The 19446-nt window shown below is 41.1% G+C and carries 15 protein-coding genes and 1 other RNA gene; 10 read left to right on the forward strand and 6 right to left on the reverse strand.

Annotation, left to right across the window (positions count from 1 at the left end; translation table 11 throughout):
• Positions 1-84 precede the first annotated feature (84 nt).
• From L5B90_RS00920 to ffs, 6 genes are all read left to right on the forward strand, one after another.
• Positions 85-2028, forward strand: coding sequence for an ATP-dependent DNA helicase (locus L5B90_RS00920; RefSeq protein ID WP_265761885.1), 1944 nt, complete (start codon positions 85-87; stop codon positions 2026-2028).
• Positions 2028-2741, forward strand: coding sequence for a tRNA (adenosine(37)-N6)-threonylcarbamoyltransferase complex dimerization subunit type 1 TsaB (tsaB, locus tag L5B90_RS00925; RefSeq protein WP_265761886.1), 714 nt, complete (start codon positions 2028-2030; stop codon positions 2739-2741). The genes L5B90_RS00920 and tsaB overlap by 1 nt, the downstream gene beginning before the upstream one ends.
• 74 nt (positions 2742-2815) lie before the next feature.
• Entirely contained in the window at positions 2816-4504 is a 1689-nt protein-coding gene (gene fadD / locus L5B90_RS00930) for a long-chain-fatty-acid--CoA ligase FadD (RefSeq protein ID WP_265761887.1), read from the forward strand.
• 138 nt (positions 4505-4642) lie between these two features.
• Positions 4643-5794, forward strand: a complete 1152-nt coding sequence (gene rnd / locus L5B90_RS00935) for a ribonuclease D (RefSeq protein WP_265761888.1) — start codon at positions 4643-4645, stop codon at positions 5792-5794.
• Positions 5795-5912: 118 nt separating this feature from the next.
• A complete protein-coding gene (locus L5B90_RS00940) occupies positions 5913-6383 on the forward strand; it encodes a hypothetical protein (protein ID WP_265761889.1) in 471 nt (156 codons plus the stop codon).
• Positions 6384-6704: 321 nt separating this feature from the next.
• An RNA gene (ffs, locus tag L5B90_RS00945) (signal recognition particle sRNA small type) lies at positions 6705-6803 on the forward strand.
• Positions 6804-6871: 68 nt separating this feature from the next.
• Here the strand turns inward: ffs and cydC are convergent.
• From cydC to L5B90_RS00970, 5 genes are all read right to left on the reverse strand, one after another.
• On the reverse strand, positions 6872-8602 hold the full coding sequence (gene cydC, locus L5B90_RS00950; protein ID WP_265761890.1) for a heme ABC transporter ATP-binding protein/permease CydC: 1731 nt from the start codon (positions 8600-8602) through the stop codon (positions 6872-6874).
• Positions 8602-10377 carry a heme ABC transporter permease/ATP-binding protein CydD gene (cydD, locus tag L5B90_RS00955; protein ID WP_265761891.1) on the reverse strand — a complete coding sequence of 592 codons (1776 nt, stop codon included), beginning with the start codon at positions 10375-10377 and terminating at the stop codon, positions 8602-8604. The genes cydC and cydD overlap by 1 nt, the downstream gene beginning before the upstream one ends.
• A gap of 82 nt (positions 10378-10459) precedes the next feature.
• A complete protein-coding gene (trxB, locus tag L5B90_RS00960; protein ID WP_265761892.1) occupies positions 10460-11413 on the reverse strand; it encodes a thioredoxin-disulfide reductase in 954 nt (317 codons plus the stop codon).
• A gap of 56 nt (positions 11414-11469) precedes the next feature.
• On the reverse strand, positions 11470-12321 hold the full coding sequence (locus L5B90_RS00965) for a co-chaperone YbbN (RefSeq protein WP_265761893.1): 852 nt from the start codon (positions 12319-12321) through the stop codon (positions 11470-11472).
• A 115-nt stretch (positions 12322-12436) separates the two neighbouring features.
• The gene (locus tag L5B90_RS00970; RefSeq protein ID WP_250363053.1) at positions 12437-13786 is read right to left on the reverse strand and encodes a GntP family permease; all 1350 of its coding nucleotides are present in this window, start codon (positions 13784-13786) and stop codon (positions 12437-12439) included.
• A gap of 279 nt (positions 13787-14065) precedes the next feature.
• Between L5B90_RS00970 and L5B90_RS00975 the strand changes: the two genes are divergently transcribed.
• The 4 genes from L5B90_RS00975 (at position 14066) to L5B90_RS00990 (ending at position 17349) form a co-directional block, all read left to right on the forward strand.
• The gene (locus L5B90_RS00975; RefSeq protein WP_250363052.1) at positions 14066-14590 is read left to right on the forward strand and encodes a gluconokinase; all 525 of its coding nucleotides are present in this window, start codon (positions 14066-14068) and stop codon (positions 14588-14590) included.
• Positions 14591-14665: 75 nt separating this feature from the next.
• Entirely contained in the window at positions 14666-14998 is a 333-nt protein-coding gene (locus L5B90_RS00980; RefSeq protein WP_250350208.1) for a type II toxin-antitoxin system RelE/ParE family toxin, read from the forward strand.
• A 3-nt stretch (positions 14999-15001) separates the two neighbouring features.
• Positions 15002-15316 carry a helix-turn-helix domain-containing protein gene (locus L5B90_RS00985; protein WP_250350209.1) on the forward strand — a complete coding sequence of 105 codons (315 nt, stop codon included), beginning with the start codon at positions 15002-15004 and terminating at the stop codon, positions 15314-15316.
• A gap of 104 nt (positions 15317-15420) precedes the next feature.
• A complete protein-coding gene (locus tag L5B90_RS00990; RefSeq protein WP_250363051.1) occupies positions 15421-17349 on the forward strand; it encodes an ABC transporter ATP-binding protein in 1929 nt (642 codons plus the stop codon).
• A gap of 184 nt (positions 17350-17533) precedes the next feature.
• On the opposite strand, the gene dxs is transcribed toward L5B90_RS00990, so the two are convergent.
• Positions 17534-19393, reverse strand: coding sequence for a 1-deoxy-D-xylulose-5-phosphate synthase (gene dxs / locus L5B90_RS00995; protein ID WP_250363050.1), 1860 nt, complete (start codon positions 19391-19393; stop codon positions 17534-17536).
• Between the last annotated feature and the right edge of the window lie 53 nt (positions 19394-19446).

Raw genomic sequence — 19446 nt, forward strand, 5'->3', positions numbered from 1 at the left:
TAACGCTATCCAGTACAACACTGTATAGCATTTTTCTGTTAGAATAGCCGCCAATTTATTTACCCTTAACCCCGAATTGAATGAATGGATAGCCAAACTGTCATCAACGCCTTTGCTGAAAATGGAGTATTAAGTCAGCATATTAAAGGATTTCGCCCCCGAGCCGAGCAGCTAGAAATGGCGCAAGCCGTGGCGCAGGCGATTTCACATAAGCAAGCCCTTGTGGTGGAGGCTGGAACAGGCACGGGGAAGACCTTTGCGTATTTAGTGCCTGCGTTACTTGCTGGCAAGAAAACCATTATTTCCACAGGCTCAAAAAATTTACAAGATCAATTATTTAATCGAGATCTTCCGGCTATAAAAAAAGCGTTGCGCTACACAGGGAAAATCGCATTGTTAAAAGGGCGAGCCAATTATCTTTGCCTTGAGCGTTTAGAGCAGCTTATTGCACAAGGTGTGTTAAGGGATCGCACGGTATTAGCGGATCTTGCTAAAGTGCGAAAATGGAATAATGCCACCAAAACGGGGGATTTAAGCGAATGTGTGGAGATTGCGGAAGATAGCCCGATTTTGCCCCAGCTCACCAGTACTACCGAAAGTTGCCTAGGTTCAGATTGCCCTAATTATGCGGATTGCTATGTGGCAGCCGCTCGCAAAAAAGCGTTAAACGCAGATTTAGTGGTGGTGAACCATCATTTGTTTTTTGCGGATATGGCGGTAAAAGAAAGTGGCTTCGGTGAGCTTATTCCCAATGCGCAAGCCATTATTTTTGATGAAGCCCACCAAATAGCCGATGTGGCGAGCCAATATTTCGGTATATCCCTCACTTCACGTCAATTATTTGATTTATGCAAAGATGCCAATATTGTTTATCGTACAGAATTAAAAGATATGAAACAGCTTGGCGTGGCGTCTGATACTTTACTCAAAGTGGTGCAAGATTTTCGCTTATTATTGGGTGAAGGTAATCGGCGAGGAAATTGGCGAGAGTTATATACACAACATTCAATGCGTTCAGCAGATAAAAGTGCGGTGCAAAAATGCGTAGAATTATTGCAAGAGAAATTGGCCTTTTTATCCGACGTAGTGAAGCTTTCTCTCGGGCGTTCACAAACTCTAGATAGCATTTTTGAACGTATTGCCAGTATTCAGTTGGTGTTAAAACGCCTGCAAGAAACCCATTTAGTGGGCTATTGTTATTGGTATGAAACAATGGGACGCGGCTTTGGCTTGCATATCACACCGCTCACTGTGGCTGATAAATTTGGTGAACAGATCAGTAAAAAAGAGGCCGCTTGGGTTTTTACCTCTGCCACCCTTGAAGTCGGGGGCAATTTTCAGCATTTTTGTCAGCGCTTGGGGATTGAAAATGCGGTGCAGAAAATTTTGCCTAGCCCCTTTAATTATCCTGAACAAGCCCTATTATGCGTGCCACGGTTCCTGCCTGCATTGAACCAATCTCAGACACAAACGCAGTTAGGGCAAATGTTATTACCGATCATCGAAAAAAATCAGGGGCGCTGTTTTGTCCTTTGCACCTCTTATTCTATGATGCGTGGACTGGCAGATTTTTTTCGTGAGCACAGCGATTTAACCATTCTACTACAAGGGGAAACGGCAAAAAGTCAATTATTAGCACAGTTTACCACCCAATCTCACGCGGTGCTGGTGGCAACCTCAAGTTTTTGGGAAGGTGTAGATGTCCGTGGCGACGCCCTTTCTTTAGTGATTATTGATAAATTACCTTTTACCGCACCAGATGAGCCTTTACTTAAAGCACGAATGGAAGATTGTCGCTTACAGGGTAAAGATCCCTTTAATGAGATTCAAATTCCTGAGGCAGTCATCACCTTAAAACAAGGTGTTGGGCGGTTGATCCGTGATGTAACAGACCGAGGGGCGGTGATTATTTGTGATAGCCGTTTGGTGATGCGTACCTACGGCGAAACCTTTTTAAAAAGTTTACCAAACGCAACGCGAACCCGAGATTTAAACAACGTAATTCAATTTTTAACAGAGAAAAAATAATGACAACTTTACTCGCTTTAGATACCTCTACGGAGGCGTGTTCCGTCGCCTTATGGCACAAAGGGGAAATAACGCATTTAGATGAATTGGCACAACGCACCCATACAAAACGTATTTTGCCAATGATTGATGAAATTTTAAACCAGTCTGGTATTACGCTCAATCAAGTGGATGCGTTAGTTTTCGGGCGTGGGCCGGGCAGTTTTACCGGTGTGCGTGTCGGCGCAGGAATTGCACAAGGTTTAGCATTAGGGGCTGATTTGCCAGTGATTCCTATTTCTAATCTGACGACAATGGCTCAGCAAGCGTATGAACAATATGGCACGACTCAAGTCCTCTGTGCCATTGATGCAAGAATGAATGAGGTGTATTTCAGCCAACTTAATGCAGAACAAGTGCGGTTGGATTCTCATCAATTTTTACAATGGAATGAGGTGGTTACTGAACAGGTGTGTTCTGCACAACAGGTACTTGAACTTGCACAACAGGGACAAGGCGAGTGGCGTAAAGTTGGCACAGGCTGGACGGCTTATGAAGCACTTTCGCAGCTTGACTGGGCAACCTCGTCAGACATTCTTTTACCTTCCGCTAAAGCAATGCTACCGTTGGCATTGCCTTATTACTGGCAAAAACAATGGATAAGTGCGGTGGAAATTGAACCCGTTTATTTACGCAATGAAGTTACTTGGAAAAAGTTGCCGGGGCGTGAATAACGCATCAGGATTTGGCACATTCGCGAGCGAGTGATAAAATCCACAAGATTTAATAAAAATAATAAGGATAACAAATGGAAAAGCCTTGGTTTATCAATTATCCAGAGGGGGCAGAAAGGGAACTGGATACCTCCGCTTATGAAAACATCTTAGATATGTTTGATAAAGCCGTGAGAGAACATCCTGATCGTGCCGCTTATATTAATATGGGGCAAGTGCTGACCTTTCGTAAATTAGAAGAGCGTAGCCGTGCCTTTGCTGCTTATTTACAAAATGAATTGAAGTTACAACAAGGCGATCCTGTGGCGTTAATGATGCCTAATTTATTGCAGTATCCTATTGCCTTATTCGGCATACTACGCGCGGGAATGATTGTCGTCAATGTGAATCCGCTTTACACCCCAAGAGAACTCGAACATCAGCTGCAAGACAGCGGTGCCAAAGCCATTGTGGTGGTATCGAATTTTGCCTCAACCCTTGAAAAAGTGGTGTTCAATACCGCGGTTAAACACGTTATTTTAACCCGAATGGGCGATCAGCTTTCTTTTGGTAAACGAACATTGGTGAATTTTGTGGTGAAATACATTAAAAAGCTCGTGCCAAAATATAAACTCCCGCACGCCGTTACTTTCCGTGAAGTGCTTGCCGTTGGCAAATATCGCCAATATGTCCGCCCTAATTTAACACGCAATGATCTTGCCTTTTTACAATATACAGGGGGAACAACAGGCGTTGCGAAAGGGGCAATGCTTTCTCATCACAATATTATTACCAATGTATTTCAGGCAAAATGGATTGCTTATCCTTTTGTTGGCGATCATACGCGTGAACGAAAAGCGATCTTGGCGTTACCGTTGTATCACGTTTTTGCTCTGACGGTGAACTGTTTATTGTTTATTGAATTGGGTGTTACAGCAATTCTGATCACCAATCCACGTGATATTGACGGTTTTGTAAAAGAGCTGAAAAAACATCGCTTTGTGGCGATTACAGGGGTGAACACCTTATTTAATGCCTTATTAAATAATGAGAATTTCAAAGAAATTGATTTTTCACAACTTAAACTTTCTGTGGGTGGCGGAATGGCAATTCAGCAATCTGTCGCAACACGTTGGCACGAAACCACAGGTTGTAGCATTATTGAAGGTTATGGTATGACAGAATGTTCACCACTGATTGCAGCTTGCCCAATTAATGTGGTGAAACACAATGGCACTATTGGGGTTCCTGTTCCCAATACGGACATTAAAATTATCAAAGACAATGGCGAACAAGCGCAACTTGGCGAGCCGGGTGAGCTTTGGGTGAAAGGTGATCAAGTGATGCAAGGTTATTGGAAACGCCCAGAAGCAACTGCTGAAGTACTAAAAGATGGCTGGCTTGCAACGGGGGATATTGTGGTGATGGACGACTCTTACAGCTTGCGTATTGTCGATCGTAAAAAAGATATGATCATCGTTTCGGGATTTAATGTCTATCCAAACGAAATTGAAGATGTGATTATGCTCAATTATAAAGTCGCAGAAGTGGTTGCAATTGGCGTGCCACACGAAGTATCAGGCGAAACAATTAAGGTGTTTGTGGTGAAAAAAGATGAAAGCCTCACACGTGATGAGCTACGCCAACATTGCAGACAGCATCTTACAGGATATAAAATCCCGAAAGATATTGAGTTTAGAGATGAGTTACCGAAATCCAATGTCGGTAAAATTCTCCGCCGTGTGTTACGCGATGAAGAATTAGCGAAGCGTCCATCGCATTAATCGGTTTAAGCGATAAAAATAAATCAAGGGCGGACAAAAAAGTTCGCCTTCATTTTATCTTCATTTGAAATAAAGCAATGCATAATGCCATTGCAGTATTTTTTATGAGATGTGATTAAAAATGAATGAAATAAGGTTATGTCAGCAATAAAAAAAGAAATCAAAAATCCACCGCACTTTCAAATAATTACTTCAACATTGGCATTGGAGGAAGTTTGCCAACGCGCGAGAGAAAAATCTTACGTTGCATTGGACACCGAATTTATTCGTACCAGAACTTTTTATCCAAAGTTGGGGTTGATCCAACTTTATGATGGTGAGAAGGTAAGTCTGATCGATCCTTTAGTCATTGATGATTTTTCCGCTTTTATTGCGTTGCTTGCAGATATCAATGTCATTAAAATTCTACACGCGAGTAAAGAAGATCTTGAGATTTTTTACCACTATTTCAAACAGTTACCTACACCATTAATCGACACACAGGTTGTAAGTCAATTTTTAGGTTTTGGTCATTCTATGGGATTTGCCAGTTTAATCTATCATTATTTTCAGTTAGAGCTAGATAAAGGCGCTTCACGCACAGATTGGCTCGCGCGCCCATTATCCGATGTCCAATTACGCTATGCGGCAGCCGATGTTTGGTATCTCCTTCCCTTATATGAAAAAATGCAACAACATTTATTGCAAACACCGTGGCAAAGTGCGGTACAAAATGAATGTGAATTATTGTTAGAAAAAATTAGCAAACCAAGAGATCCTGAACGTGCTTATTTTGATATTCCCAATGCGTGGAAATTAAATGAACAAGCGTTAATGGCGTTAAAACTTCTTGCAAAATGGCGTTTAGAAGAAGCCATTAAACGTGATGTGGCGTTAAATTTTATTGTAAAAAGTGAACATTTGTGGCTTGTGGCGAAACATCTTCCTAAGCACACTTCGGCATTACTTGATTTAGGATTATTGCCGATGGAAGTGCGAGTGAATGGTAAAAAAATGTTACAGCTTGTTGAGAAAGCAAAACGCTCGCCTAAAGAAGCGTATCCCTCCCCGATTGTTCGTTTGGTTGATGAACCACGCTATCGCGCTGGATTAAAAATGTTGCAGCAAAAATTAAACGAAATCACGCCAGCGGAGTTACCGACAGAGACTATCTCAAGCAAACGAGGGTTAGAAAGTTTAATGAAATGGTGCTGGATAAAACACCAAGATCCGAATGATTTACCTGATTTATTAAAAGGATGGCGTAAAGAATTTGGTGAAACATTGCTCAAATCTTTACAAAGTTTTTAATTATATTGCTTGGCAATTTCTTAGCACAGAGATTAGAATAGCGTCCTCTCAATGAGAATAATCCTATAGTTAAACTTTTTTGGCTATATTAGTTATCTATTATTTAAAGGAAAATGTAATGAATAAAATTATTAAATTAACCACGGCGATTATTTTTGCTCTTTTTGTTGCGGCTTGTAATAAAGCTGATCCCGCAGCAGATTATCAAAAATTAGTGGAATGGAGTTTAGCGAATCAGCAAAGTCAAGTCGCTTTTCAGCAAGAATATATGGAAAAATTATCTTCTGGTGATGAAAAACAAATCGTAGAGGCAATGAATGCGTTAAGCGCAAGAAATGCAGAAGTGCAGAAAAGCTTGAATGCCTTAGATATTAAAAGCCCTGAAATCAAACAGTTAAAAGATAAAATGCAATCTGTATTAACATTAACCTCAGAGCTTGCAAAAGATGGCTTAGCATTAATGAATAATGCGTCAGAAGAAGCGACAAAAGCGATTCAAGCAAAAACAGAAAAAACAACCGCGGCAACAGCAGAGTTACAAAAACTTCAAGCTGAATTAGCCGAAAAATATGGTAAAAAAGCACAATAAAATCTGCTTTATCCTTTTCTAAAAGCCGCCGTTAAGGCGGTTTTTTTCGTTTAAATTTATGGGCAGATCGGGAAGCTGGCAAAGGTGATTAAGAGAGTAATAAAAATGATAAAAGCAATGATAAAAGGGATTTTAGGTGTGCTAAGGGTAGGAAAGAACAATAAAAGAGCAAACGACTTAAACATATCAGAGCGGGAATATGAAAAAGCTGTTTATTTAGTCAGTTAAAGAAAAATGACAATGAAAAATTTGCAATTCTATAGGGCTTGGGGCATAATGCGAGCGTTCTGTTGCTGTTTAGTGGCAGATGTAATGGAAACCTTCTCGGTTCCTCGCAACGAGGTCTGGTTTACTCGGTCAGGTTCGGAAGAAAGCAGCCAAAGTCAGATTTTTCGTGTGCCGAGATCAAGCTGGGAAGGTTTCCGCCCAGCTTTTCTTTTTTCGAGATTTTCCAGTTTCTCAATCCCTATTTAACGCTTTCTACTTAGTTAAATTCTTTCCACTAATTGTTTGAAAAAGCCGTTTTCTTTTGCCATTAAGGTTTGATAATTGCCTCGTTCAATTAATTTTCCTTCATCTATAATGCAAAGATGATCAAACTGCTCAATAGCAGTAAGACGATGGGTTACCATAATCAAGGTTTTATTCTGGCAATGGGTGAGGATTAAGCGCAGAATTTGACGTTCTGTTTCACGATCTAACCCTTCTGTTGGCTCATCAAGTAATAGAATAGGGGCTTGATTGAGCAAAATACGCGCTAAGCCTAAGCGACGCTGTTCTCCGCCAGAAAGAGGACGCCCTCCATCACCCAGCCAGAGATCTAAACCTTGTTCTTGCTCGACTAATTTGCCTAAGCCTACTTGGTTCAGCACTTCAATCATTGTGGTATCTTGCAGGGGATGTTGATTCGCCAATTGAAGATTATTGCGTAAGGTATCACTAAAAACGTGTACACGTTGGGTGAGAAAGCACATTTGTTCACGTAAATGGCGCTCTGTGTAGTCTGTGATAGATTGCTTGGCGAGAAAAATATTCCCTTGATTCGGATCATAATTACGCACCAGAAGCTGTAATAGGGTAGATTTACCACTGCCTGTTTTACCCAGAATAGCCACTTTTTGCCCTTGTGGAATAGCTAGCGTGATGTTTTCTAGCGCAGGGTCTTGGCGTTCAGGATAGGTGAAATTCACTTGCTGAATAGACAGATCAAGTGCGGTGTGTTTTTCCACCGTTTTTTCTCCATTAAATTGCACCAGTGGCGTTTGTTCGGTGATCTCAGTAACGCGTTCAGCAGAAGCGATAACTTGCCCTATATGCAAAAATGCCGAACCCAAAGGCATTAAAATCTCAAAAGCTGCCAGTGCAGCAAGGGCAAATAAAGCAATAATTGCAAGACTATATCGGTCATTGCCCAAATCAGCATTAGCGGCAAACCATAAGGTAAGAGTAAGCAGAATTCCATTCGCCAAAAGCATAAGTGCGGTGGAAAATCCGCTTAAATTTGCCTCTTTCTGTTGAAAACCTTGCCACTGTTGTTCTGTTTCATCTAGCTTTTGCTTGAGCGGTTTTTCTGCATTAAACAGCAATAATTCCGCTTGAGATTGGATATATTCCACAAATCGCGTGCGGTAAGTCGCACGTGCGCGAGTGAGTTTATGCCCGAATGTTTTCCCTAAATAATAAAAAATGGTTGGCACAAGCAGAGCCAGTGTGCTGAGAACAGTGGCGAAAAATAGCGCAAGTGAGAGGTTAAAAAAGCTCAGTCCCACAGTGAGCAAGCCAATCACCACAAAAGCGGTGATAAAGGGGGCGAGTAGGCGAAGATAAAGGCTATCCAAGGTATCTACATCTGCCACTAAACGGTTTAATAAATCACTATTGCGATAGCGATTTAGTACAGCTGGGCTAAGAGGAATGATCTTTTGAAATACTTGCACACGTAATTTGGCAAGGATTCTAAATGTAGCGTCGTGGGTAACGATTTTTTCAAAATAACGGGCGACAGTGCGACCAATCGCTAAGCCTCGGACACTAGCGGACGGATAGAAAAAATTAAATAATGTACCAATGCCAGCCAATGCGGTGGCTGCCAAAAACCAGCCTGAAACCGTTAATAAGCCAATGCTGGCGGCAAGTCCTGTGATCATCAGGATTAAGCCTAAAAATAAGACAAATTTGGCGTGCTTAAATAAACGTAAAAATGGTAAAAGTGTACGCATTAATTAATATCCTCTTTACGCTGGGTAAGAAGCTCAGCAAAAAATCCTTCATTTTGTAATTGTTCAAAGCGACCTTGCTGAATGATTTGTCCTTTCTGCATAACCAAAATATGATCGCATTGTTTCAAATCTTCAATACGATGGGTGATCATCAAGGTTGTTTGTTCACGACTAATTTTTTGTAAAGCTGAAAGCACCAGATTTTCTGATTGTGCATCAAGGCTGGCTGTGGGTTCATCAAGTAGCAATAAACGTCGATGCCGTAATAAAGCACGGGCAATGGCTAAACGCTGTGCTTGCCCGACAGAAAGCCCAATACCGCCTTCTTTGATTACTGCATCTAGTCCTAATTTATCGGTAAATACGGAAGCTTGGGCTTGTGCTAAGGCGTGTTGAATTTCCTCATCACTGGCTTTAATGTCGCCTAACAGCAAGTTTTCACGAATCGTGCCTTGTAATAATAAAGGGTTTTGCCCTACCCAAGCGATCCTGTTCCGCCATTGGGTTTTATTGATTTGATTAAGCTCAATGCCATTAATTTTTAGACTACCTTGATAGTCTAAAAAACCGAGTAACGCATTGATTAATGAGGTTTTTCCTGCGCCACTTTGCCCTACCAGTGCTGTATGGCTTTGAGCAGGCAAATGAAAATTAAGGGCTTGGGTGAGTGGTTTGCCTTGTGGCGATAACACCACCAGATCTTGGGCGTGGATTGCGATGTTTTCATTTATCAAGGCTTCATTTAAAGAGCCATTTTGCTTTGTTTTTACCTCATTTAAAATCGGCTGTTCTAAAAATTCAACAATTGCATCAGCAGCGCCAATGGCAGCAGCACGGTCGTGGTAATAAGTGCCGAGATCACGCAAAGGTTGATAAAATTCCGGGGCAAGAATTAAACAGAAAAAGCCAATAAATAAGCTGATTGGTGTACCATAGGAACCGAAATCAAGCTCGCCTAAATAGCTAAAACCAAAATATACCGCCATCAGCGCAATGGAAATTGAGGTAAAAAATTCCAACACCGCAGAAGATAAAAATGCCATTTTCAACACGTCCATAGTGGTTTCGCGGAAATCTTCCGTCGCTTGCTCAATATGGGCGGTTTGTTCTTCCGTTTTATTAAATAGACGTAAGGTTTCAAGCCCACGCAGACGATCCAAAAATTGCCCACTTAATTTTGCTAAGGTTTGCATATTTTTTTGGCTGCTATCTGCAGCGGCGATCCCAACAAGGATCATAAAAATAGGCACAAGTGGGGCGGTAACAAGCAAAATCAGTCCAGCCGCCCAATTGAGTGGAAAAATAGCAATCAAAATAATCAATGGAACGATCACCGAAAGGGCTTGTTGTGGTAAATAGCGAGCATAGAAATTATGTAGGTTTTCTACCTGTTCTAACATAATAGTTGCCCAACTGCCTGCGGGTTTTTGGTTGATCATCGCAGGACCAACTTGATGTAATTTGGTGAAAATTTGTTGACGGATAAAATAACGTAATTTTTGACCGCACTTAAATCCCAAGCGTTCTCGCCAATATAAAATCATTGCGCGTAAGGCAAAGCCTATGACTAAAGCGATAAAATAACCGATCAGATTTTCTCTTGCGGTTTGCTCCATAATTAGCTGATGCAATAGGGTAGCAAGTAAATAGGTTTGAGCCACTAAAATCAGAGATGAAAGGCTAGCCAATAAAATATTTAGGCTAAGTAAGGTTTTTATTGGTTTTTGTTGGGCGTGTAGCCATTTTTGTAAGTATCGTTGGCGAGCTTTATCCATAATTTTGCGTAAAAGGTTTAATGAGTGATGTCATAATGAAAAAGAAAAGCGGTGCATTACGGCAATAACGCACCGCTGAGATTTATTCTTGGCTGTCCAAGAAACGTTCTGCATCTAAGGCAGCCATACAACCGGTACCCGCAGAAGTAATGGCTTGGCGGTAATTATGGTCCATCACATCACCTGCTGCAAATACACCTTCAACCGAAGTGGCTGTGGCATTGCCTTCCAAGCCAGATTTCACCACAATATAGCCATTATTTAATTCTATCTGACCGGCAAAAATCTCGGTATTTGGGGCGTGGCCAATCGCCACAAACATACCGTCTAATTTGAGTTCTTCGGTTTCGTCTGTTTGGGTATCTTTTAAACGAATGCCTGTTACCCCCATATTGTCGCCTAATACTTCATCTAATGTGCGGTGGGTATGCAGAATAATTTTTCCTTCTTCCACTTTTTTGTACAGACGATCAACTAAGATTTTTTCCGCTCGAAAGCTATCACGGCGATGTACTAAATGGACTTCAGAGGCAATATTAGCCAAGTAAAGAGCTTCTTCGACAGCAGTGTTGCCTCCACCAATAACCGCAACAGGCTTGTTACGATAGAAAAAACCATCACAAGTGGCGCAAGCGGAAACCCCACGGCCTTTAAATGCTTCTTCAGAGGGTAAACCGATATAACGCGCAGAAGCGCCTGTTGCGATGATTAACGCATCACAACTGAAACTTTGCACATCGCCATAAAGTTTAAATGGACGAGAAGAAAGATCAACACGATTAATGTGATCGAAAATAATCTCAGTATCGAATTTCTCCGCGTGTTGCAACATTCTTTGCATTAATTCTGGGCCGGTGGTATCGCCAAAATCACCCGGCCAATTTTCGATTTCTGTCGTGGTGGTAAGCTGTCCGCCTTGTTGTAAGCCGGTTACCAATACAGGGCTTAAGTTAGCGCGAGCCGCATAAATGGCGGCGGTATAGCCTGCAGGCCCTGAACCTAAAATTAACAGTTTGCAATGTTTCATTTCTGACATAAAAATTCCTATTTAATCCGTTGAGTAAGAGAATTTGCTATTATAAGGTAAACACATTAATAGAGTAACGAATAAAGTAATCGGCGATATTTATTGGTCATCGGATCATTGTTGCCCATCGCCGCTAAAATAGATAAAAATTCTTGTTTGATTTCCCCATTGAGTGCGCCTAAGTCTTGTTTTAATAAACTGAATAATAAGTCTAACGCTTCTTCATTACGATGGGCTTGGTGTAGCTGTAATGCCAGTTTTAAGGCAATCTCAGGGCTTTTATTGTTCGCATATTCTGCTTGTAATTGTTGAATTTCAGGGGTATCCGCCGCTTTAATTAATAATTCAATTTGTGCTTGTAATCCTTGCCAACGGCTATCGCGATCTTGCAACGGAATACGATTTAAAATTTCCTGCGCTGGCTCAAGTCGTTTCATTGCAATATAGGTTTCCGCATAAAGTAAGGCAATATCGCTATTTTTGTGATCGGAAAGCTCCCAAGCCTCTTTGAGTAGTGGAATCGCCTGTTCATAATCTTGATTGGCAAGTAAATCTAATGCTTGGTTAAATTTAATTTCTTCCTCTTTGGGTAAAATAAGATTTAAGTGCTGTTCTAATGTTTTTTCATCTAAGGCACCTTGAAAGGCATCAAGCGCTTGTCCATCTTTAAAGAGATAAGTGGTAGGAAGTGCTTGAATACCAAATTGTGCTGCCACCATTTGTTCGGCTTCGCAATCAATTTTGCCTAATAAAAATTGTCCTTGGTATTTTTCCGCATAACGTTCAAGCACACTGACAAAGGCAACCGAATCTGTATGGCTTGGGGCATAAAAAAGTAAGGCGAGTGGGGTTTGTTGTGTTTGCTGTAAGATCTCGGTGAGATTTTGCTGATTGACATCAATACTATAATTCGTCATTTTTACTCCAATTTGAGTTACAAAAATTACCACTGATTGTAACAAAAGTGCGGTGCTTTTTGGGAAAAAACTTCCGAAAAAAACACCGCACTTAAGATTGAGTAAAACTCTTTACTTAGAGCAAAATACTTCCCACTAAGGCGAAGGCAAATCCAGTAAAGCCGATGAGGGTTTCTAGCACTGTCCAGGTTTTTAATGTGGTTTTGGTATCCATTTCTAGAAAACGGCTGACTAACCAGAAACCACTGTCATTAACGTGAGAGAACACGGTTGCGCCAGAGGCAATTGCAATCACGATAAAGCAAAGATCGAATTGGCTTAATCCGACTGTTGCGGCAACCGTTGGGGCGATTAATGCCGATGTGGTTGTAAGGGCTACCGTCGCAGAACCTTGTGCAACACGCAATGCCATTGAAATAATAAAGGCGGCAACAATCACTGGCATTCCTGTATCTGCGAACATCGCAGAAAGCTCATTACCAATGCCACTTGCACGCAACACACCACCAAACATTCCCCCTGCACCTGTTACGAGTACAATAGAACAGATTGGTCCGAGGGCATTATCACAAATTTTTTCTATTTGCTCATTGCTACGCTGATCTTTGAGCAACAAAATGGTAACGATTAACGTAATCAATAATGCAACAGGAGTTTTACCGAGTAAACGTAAGCCTTGCACCCAAGCCTGCGAACCATCAACCACACCGGCGACAGAAAGGGTGTTTAAGCCTGTATCACATAAAATGAGAACTAATGGCAATAATAAAATGGTCAATACTTTGCCAAAACTTGGTGGATTTAACACCGCAGTTTCGTTGATTGCATTTGCATTTAAGAACGCTTTTGGCAAATCAACCATCACTTTTTTACCTAAATATTGGCTAAATAAGTAGCTTGCGATATACCACGTTGGGATACCGCATACTAAGCCAACGATCACTAATAAGCCGATATTAGCGCCTAATAAATCCCCCGATGCCACAGGACCTGGGTGAGGTGGGACAAAGGCGTGCATAACAGCAAATGCCCCTGCCGCAGGGAAGGCATAGCGTAATACAGACCCCCCAAAGCGTTTTGCTACGCTAAAGATAATTGGCAACATCACGACTAATCCAGCATCAAAGAAAATTGGAAAGCCGAAAAGTAAAGAAGCCACACCTAAGGCGAAAGGGGCATTTTTTTCACCAAATTTATTGATAAGCGTATCAGCAAGCACTTTTGCACCGCCAGTGATTTCGAGTAAGCGCCCGATCATCGCCCCCAAACCCACTAATAACGCCACAGAGGCTAATGTGCCACCAAAGCCTTTGGTTAAGGTGGGTAGAATTTCATTGAAAGGGACGCCAGTGGCGAGTGCAGTGAGTAAACTCACGATAATTAATGCAACAAAGGCGTGAACTCTGAATTTCATAATTAATAAAAGCAACAGCAGTACTGAAGCGATCAACGTGAAAATCAACATATAAAATCCTTACTATTTGATGATTGATTTTTTCGCCAAGGGCGAGGAACGAATTGCTAATTTACCCGTAACATTAAATTCTGCTAGTAAGGTAAAATAGATAGGCATATTATTAGGGAAATTCTAATCAAAGTTCAAATAATTAGGCAAAAAAGCGTTATTTTTGTTAAATATTTGTGAAATAGATCACAAAATAAGATGTTACCAGTAACTAAAACTTACCATTTTTTGCTATGGTTAGTACATCAGAAATAAAATTTAATAGTTAAGGAAAAGAAAATGGAAAAAGGAAAAGGTAAGAGTTTTATCTTAATGGGCGTGTCTAGCACGGGGAAAACATCCGTAGGAACGGAAGTTTGCCGGCGTTTAGGGTTAAAATTGATTGATGGTGATGATCTTCATCCAAGAGCTAACATCATTAAAATGGGGAGCGGGCAACCGCTTAATGATGAAGATCGCGCACCTTGGCTTGAGCGTATCCGCGATGCGGCATTCAGCCTAGAACAAAAAAGTGAACAGGGGATCATTGTTTGCTCGGCATTGAAGAAAAAATACCGTGATCAAATTCGCGATGGTAATGAAAGCGTGAAATTCCTTTTCTTAGAGGGAAGTTTTGAGCTAGTGCTAGAACGAATGAAAAATCGCAAAGGGCATTATATGAAAACCGAAATGCTTAAAAGCCAATTCGATACGCTGGAAACGCCACAAGCAGATGAGCCAGATGTGATTCATATTGATATTGATGGGACATTTGATGAAGTGGTAGAACGTTGTGTGGTCGCGTTAGAGCCGTTTTTGGAATAAATGTGGATATTTTAGGGAAACTTTACTTTCCGTACGCTTTTCGCGTATAATTTTCTGAGTTTTATTGGAGAAGCTATGAAAGCGGTTTTTATTGAATTGCCATTTTTTGAAAAATATAGAAAGGAATATCTCTCTGACGATGAGTATCTTATGCTACAAAATGAGTTACTTGTTGCACCAGAAAAAGGAGATTTAATACAAGGCACCGGTGGACTTAGGAAATTAAGAATTGCAAATTCTAAAAGAAATAGAGGTAAAAGGGGCGGAGCAAGAGTAATTTATTATTACTATGTGCGTAATGCCGCAATCTACTTTTTAACCGCCTATGGTAAAGAGATGAAAGAAGATCTCACTGCTGATGAAAAAAGTATCTTGGCTAAAATAGTAGAAAATATAAAGGGGAAATAAAGAATGGAAAGAAATTTATTTGAAGAATTGAAACAAGGATTGGAACAAATGCAGGTCCATTTGGAAGGTAAAACCACCCTCAAAACCATTGAGCGTGAGCTTCCAGCAGAAATGGGTGAAATAAGCGCGAATGAAGTGAAGTCTATCCGTGAAAAACTTAATCTATCGCAATCGGTTTTTGCTAAGAAATTGAGAATGAGCGTACGCACTTATCAAGGTTGGGAACAAGGCAAAACCACGCCAAATAAACAAGCCACATTACTGTTGAAGATGATTGAGCGCTCGCCGCAAACCTTTGAAGATATTGCATCTCTCTAATTTGATCCCCTAGTCAATAGGGGATTTCTCTTTTTTATTCCTCTATAAACCCTTTTATAAACCTGTTAAAATCCGCAATATATTTTTTGAGATAAGGACATAATGTGGCGTTAATTAGTCTAACCAACGGTTATCTTTCTTTTAGTGATCATCCCTTGCTAGATCACACGGATTTATACATTGAAGCGGGCGAGCGTGTTTGTTTAGTTGGGCGTAATGGGGTAGGCAAATCTACCCTAATGAAAATTTTGGCAGGCGAAATGGTGATGGACGACGGACGTCTGCAATTTGAGCGTGATTTAGTCATTTCTCGCCTTGAACAAGATCCCCCTCGCAATGCACAGGGTAACGTGTTTGATTACGTTGCAGAAGGTATTGCTCATTTAGCTGATTTATTGAAAGAATATCACCGCACTTCTGATTTACTTGAACAGCAATATAGCGAAAGCACGCTAAATCGTTTGGCAGAAATTCAAACTCAACTTGAACACGCAGATGGCTGGCGTTTTGAAAATAAAATTCGTGAAACCCTAATGAAATTAGGGCTTGAAGCAAATATGCGATTGGCTGAGTTATCTGGTGGCTGGTTACGTAAAGCGGCACTGGCGCGTGCATTGGTGTGTGATCCTGATGTATTACTGCTCGATGAACCCACTAACCATCTTGATGTCGGTGCCATTGAATGGCTAGAAAATTTCTTGCTGAGCTTTACTGGTTCGATTATTTTTATTTCTCACGATCGTGCTTTTATCAGCAAAATGGCGACACGCATTGTGGATCTTGATCGTGGACAATTAGTCTCTTACCCGGGCGATTACGCTAAATATCTTATTGAAAAAGAAGAAAATCTTCGTGTTGAAGCGTTACAAAATGAATTATTTGATAAAAAACTTGCTCAAGAAGAAGTTTGGATTCGGCAAGGGATTAAAGCACGCCGAACCCGTAATGAAGGTCGAGTAAGAGCGTTGAAAGCCTTGCGAGAAGAACGTCGTCAGCGTAGAGACGTGCAGGGCAGTGCCAAGTTACAAGTGGATAATTCTACCCGTTCAGGCAAAATCGTCTTTGAAGTTGAAGATGTGAGTTATGAAATTGCAGGGAAAACACTGGTTTCGCATTTTTCAACGACGATTTTGCGTGGTGATAAAATCGCTTTGGTAGGGGCAAATGGCATAGGCAAAACGACGTTAATTAAATTGCTCTTGGGCGAAATTCAGCCAACTTCAGGGCATATTAAATGTGGCACAAAATTAGAAATTGCTTATTTTGATCAGTATCGTGCTGATCTCGATCCTGAAAAAACGGTAATGGATAATGTTGCAGATGGCAAACAAGATATTGAAGTTAATGGCGTAAAACGCCACGTTTTAGGTTATTTGCAAGATTTCTTATTTCCACCAAAACGCGCAATGGTGCCAGTGAAAGCCCTTTCAGGGGGAGAACGTAACCGCTTATTATTAGCAAAATTATTGCTTAAACCAAATAATTTACTGATTTTGGACGAGCCAACCAATGATCTGGATGTGGAAACCTTAGAATTATTGGAAGAATTACTGGCTGATTATCAAGGCACGTTGCTGATTGTGAGCCACGATCGCCAATTTATTGATAACACAGCAACAGAATGCTACATTTTTGAAGGCAATGGGATTATTAACAAATATGTGGGCGGTTTCCACGATGCGAAACAGCAACAAGCGAATGTATTTGCCTTGAAAGAAGCGGAAAAAGCGAAAGAGAAAAAAGCAGAAAGTACACTGGAACTTAACAAGGTTTCACATAAGCCAGTAAAACATCGCCCCGTGAAACTTTCTTACAATGAGCAACGAGAGCTAGAACAACTGCCGCAAAAATTGGAAAATTTGGAAGAAAAAATCACCGCACTTCAAGCGGAAGTCTCTGATCCCAATTTTTTCCAGCAAGATCACCAATATACCACAGACAAACTCCAACAACTTGCTGAAGCAGAGCAGGCGTTAGAACAAGCATTTGCCCGTTGGGAAATGTTGGAAGAAAAGAAAAGTGGCGCGAGTTGATCATTGACTGTAAAAATAAGTGCGGTGGTTTTTTTACAAGTTTTGCATATAAAAAAACCGCCACACGAAAATCAGGTGGCGGAGAGGTCTTAAATAAGAAAATTAGTTTGAAAAAGACAACTGCAATTTGCAGTGCACTAGCATTTACTAAGACTCACTAGGCGCGGAATAGTTCACAACTATTTTAAATTTTTTTACGTTTTTGTAAAAATGTTGTGATTTGTGCTTCAATACCTTGTGCGTCCAGTTTCAAGTCTGCCAAAATTTCTTGCTGTGTACCTTGTGGAATGAAGAAATCGGGCAAGCCTAATTGTAATAGTGCGGTAGTTTTGTGCTGAGAATTTAGCACTTCAGCCACTGCACTCCCAGCTCCGCCTTGAATCGCGTTTTCTTCAAGTGTAATCAATAAAGCGTGAGTGTCAGCCAGTTGTTGAATTAAGGTTTCATCAATTGGTTTGACAAATCGCATATCTACAAGGGTTGCGTTTAATTTTTCAGCCACTGCATTGGCATTTGGCAATAACGTACCAAAATTTAAAATAGCGATCGTTTCCCCTTCACGCAGAATTTTACCTTTTCCGATAGGCAGCATTGCTAATGGCTCAAGTGAAACGCCGATAGCGTTGCCTCTAGGGTAGCGTACTGCAGCAGGTTTACCACATTGATAGCCCGTATAAAGCATTTGGCGACATTCATTTTCATCGCTAGGGGTCATAATCACTAAATTTGGAATACAGCGCATAAAGCTGATATCGAATGCCCCTTGATGAGTTTGCCCGTCTGCACCAACTACGCCTGCACGGTCAATGGCAAATAACACGGGAAGATTTTGAATAGCCACATCGTGAATGACCTGATCGTAGGCACGTTGTAAGAACGTCGAATAAATGGCGACGATAGGTTTAAAACCTGCAATCGCTAAGCCTGCGGCGAAGGTAACCGCGTGTTGTTCGGCAATGGCAACATCAAAATATTGCTGTGGAAAACGGTTGGAAAATTCCACCATTCCTGACCCTTCACGCATAGCTGGGGTGATGCCGATTAATTTTGGATCTTGTTCAGCGATTTCACATAGCCAGTTGCCAAAAATTTGTGAATAGGTTGGGGTGGTGGATTTAGGCAATTTTCCGCTCGAAGGATCGAATTTTGGCACACCGTGAAAACCAATAGGATCTTTTTCCGCGGGGGCATAGCCTTTGCCTTTTTTGGTTTTTATATGCAAGAATTGTGGTCCTTTTAGGCTGCTCATATTCTTTAATGTGCTAATTAATTCGTCCACATTATGTCCATCAATCGGACCAATATAGTTAAAGCCTAGCTCTTCAAACATTGTGCCGATAGGGGAAACAAAGCCTTTAACGTGTTCTTCCGTTTTTTTGACAAACTCTTTAATAGGCGGCACGCCAGAGAGAATTTTTTTACCGCCTTCACGCAAACTGGAATAAAAAGAGCCAGAAAATAGGCGAGCAAGATAATTATTCAATGCCCCCACGTTCTCGGAAATGGACATTTCATTGTCATTGAGAATCACCAACATATCGGTGTGCAATGCACCGGCGTGGTTGAGTGCTTCAAAGGCCATTCCAGCGGTAATTGCCCCATCACCAATCACACAAACGGTTTTACGTCCTGCATTTTCTTTTTCTGCCGCAACGGCAATACCAAGCCCAGCGCTGATTGAGGTAGAAGAATGCCCCACGCTTAGCACATCAAATTCGCTTTCATCACGCCAAGGAAAAGGATGAAGTCCATTTTTTTGACGAATGGTGGACATTTTATCGCGGCGTCCAGTGAGAATTTTATGCGGATAGGCCTGATGCCCTACATCCCAAATAAGCTGATCAAATGGGGTATTAAACACATAATGCAAGGCAACCGTGAGTTCTACCGTGCCTAAACCTGATGCCAAATGTCCGCTACTTTGACTAACACTTTCTAACAAATATCCGCGTAATTCATTACAAAGTTGGGGAAGTTGATCTTTATTTAAAAGACGCAAATCGTCCGGTGAATTAATCAGTGATAAAAGAGGATATTTTTCCATTGTTAATCAAATCCAAAAAGGGTTAAATTTCGACCGCACTTTAACTGAATAAG

The organism is Avibacterium sp. 20-129 (assembly GCF_026226845.1).
Lineage (GTDB): Bacteria > Pseudomonadota > Gammaproteobacteria > Enterobacterales > Pasteurellaceae > Avibacterium.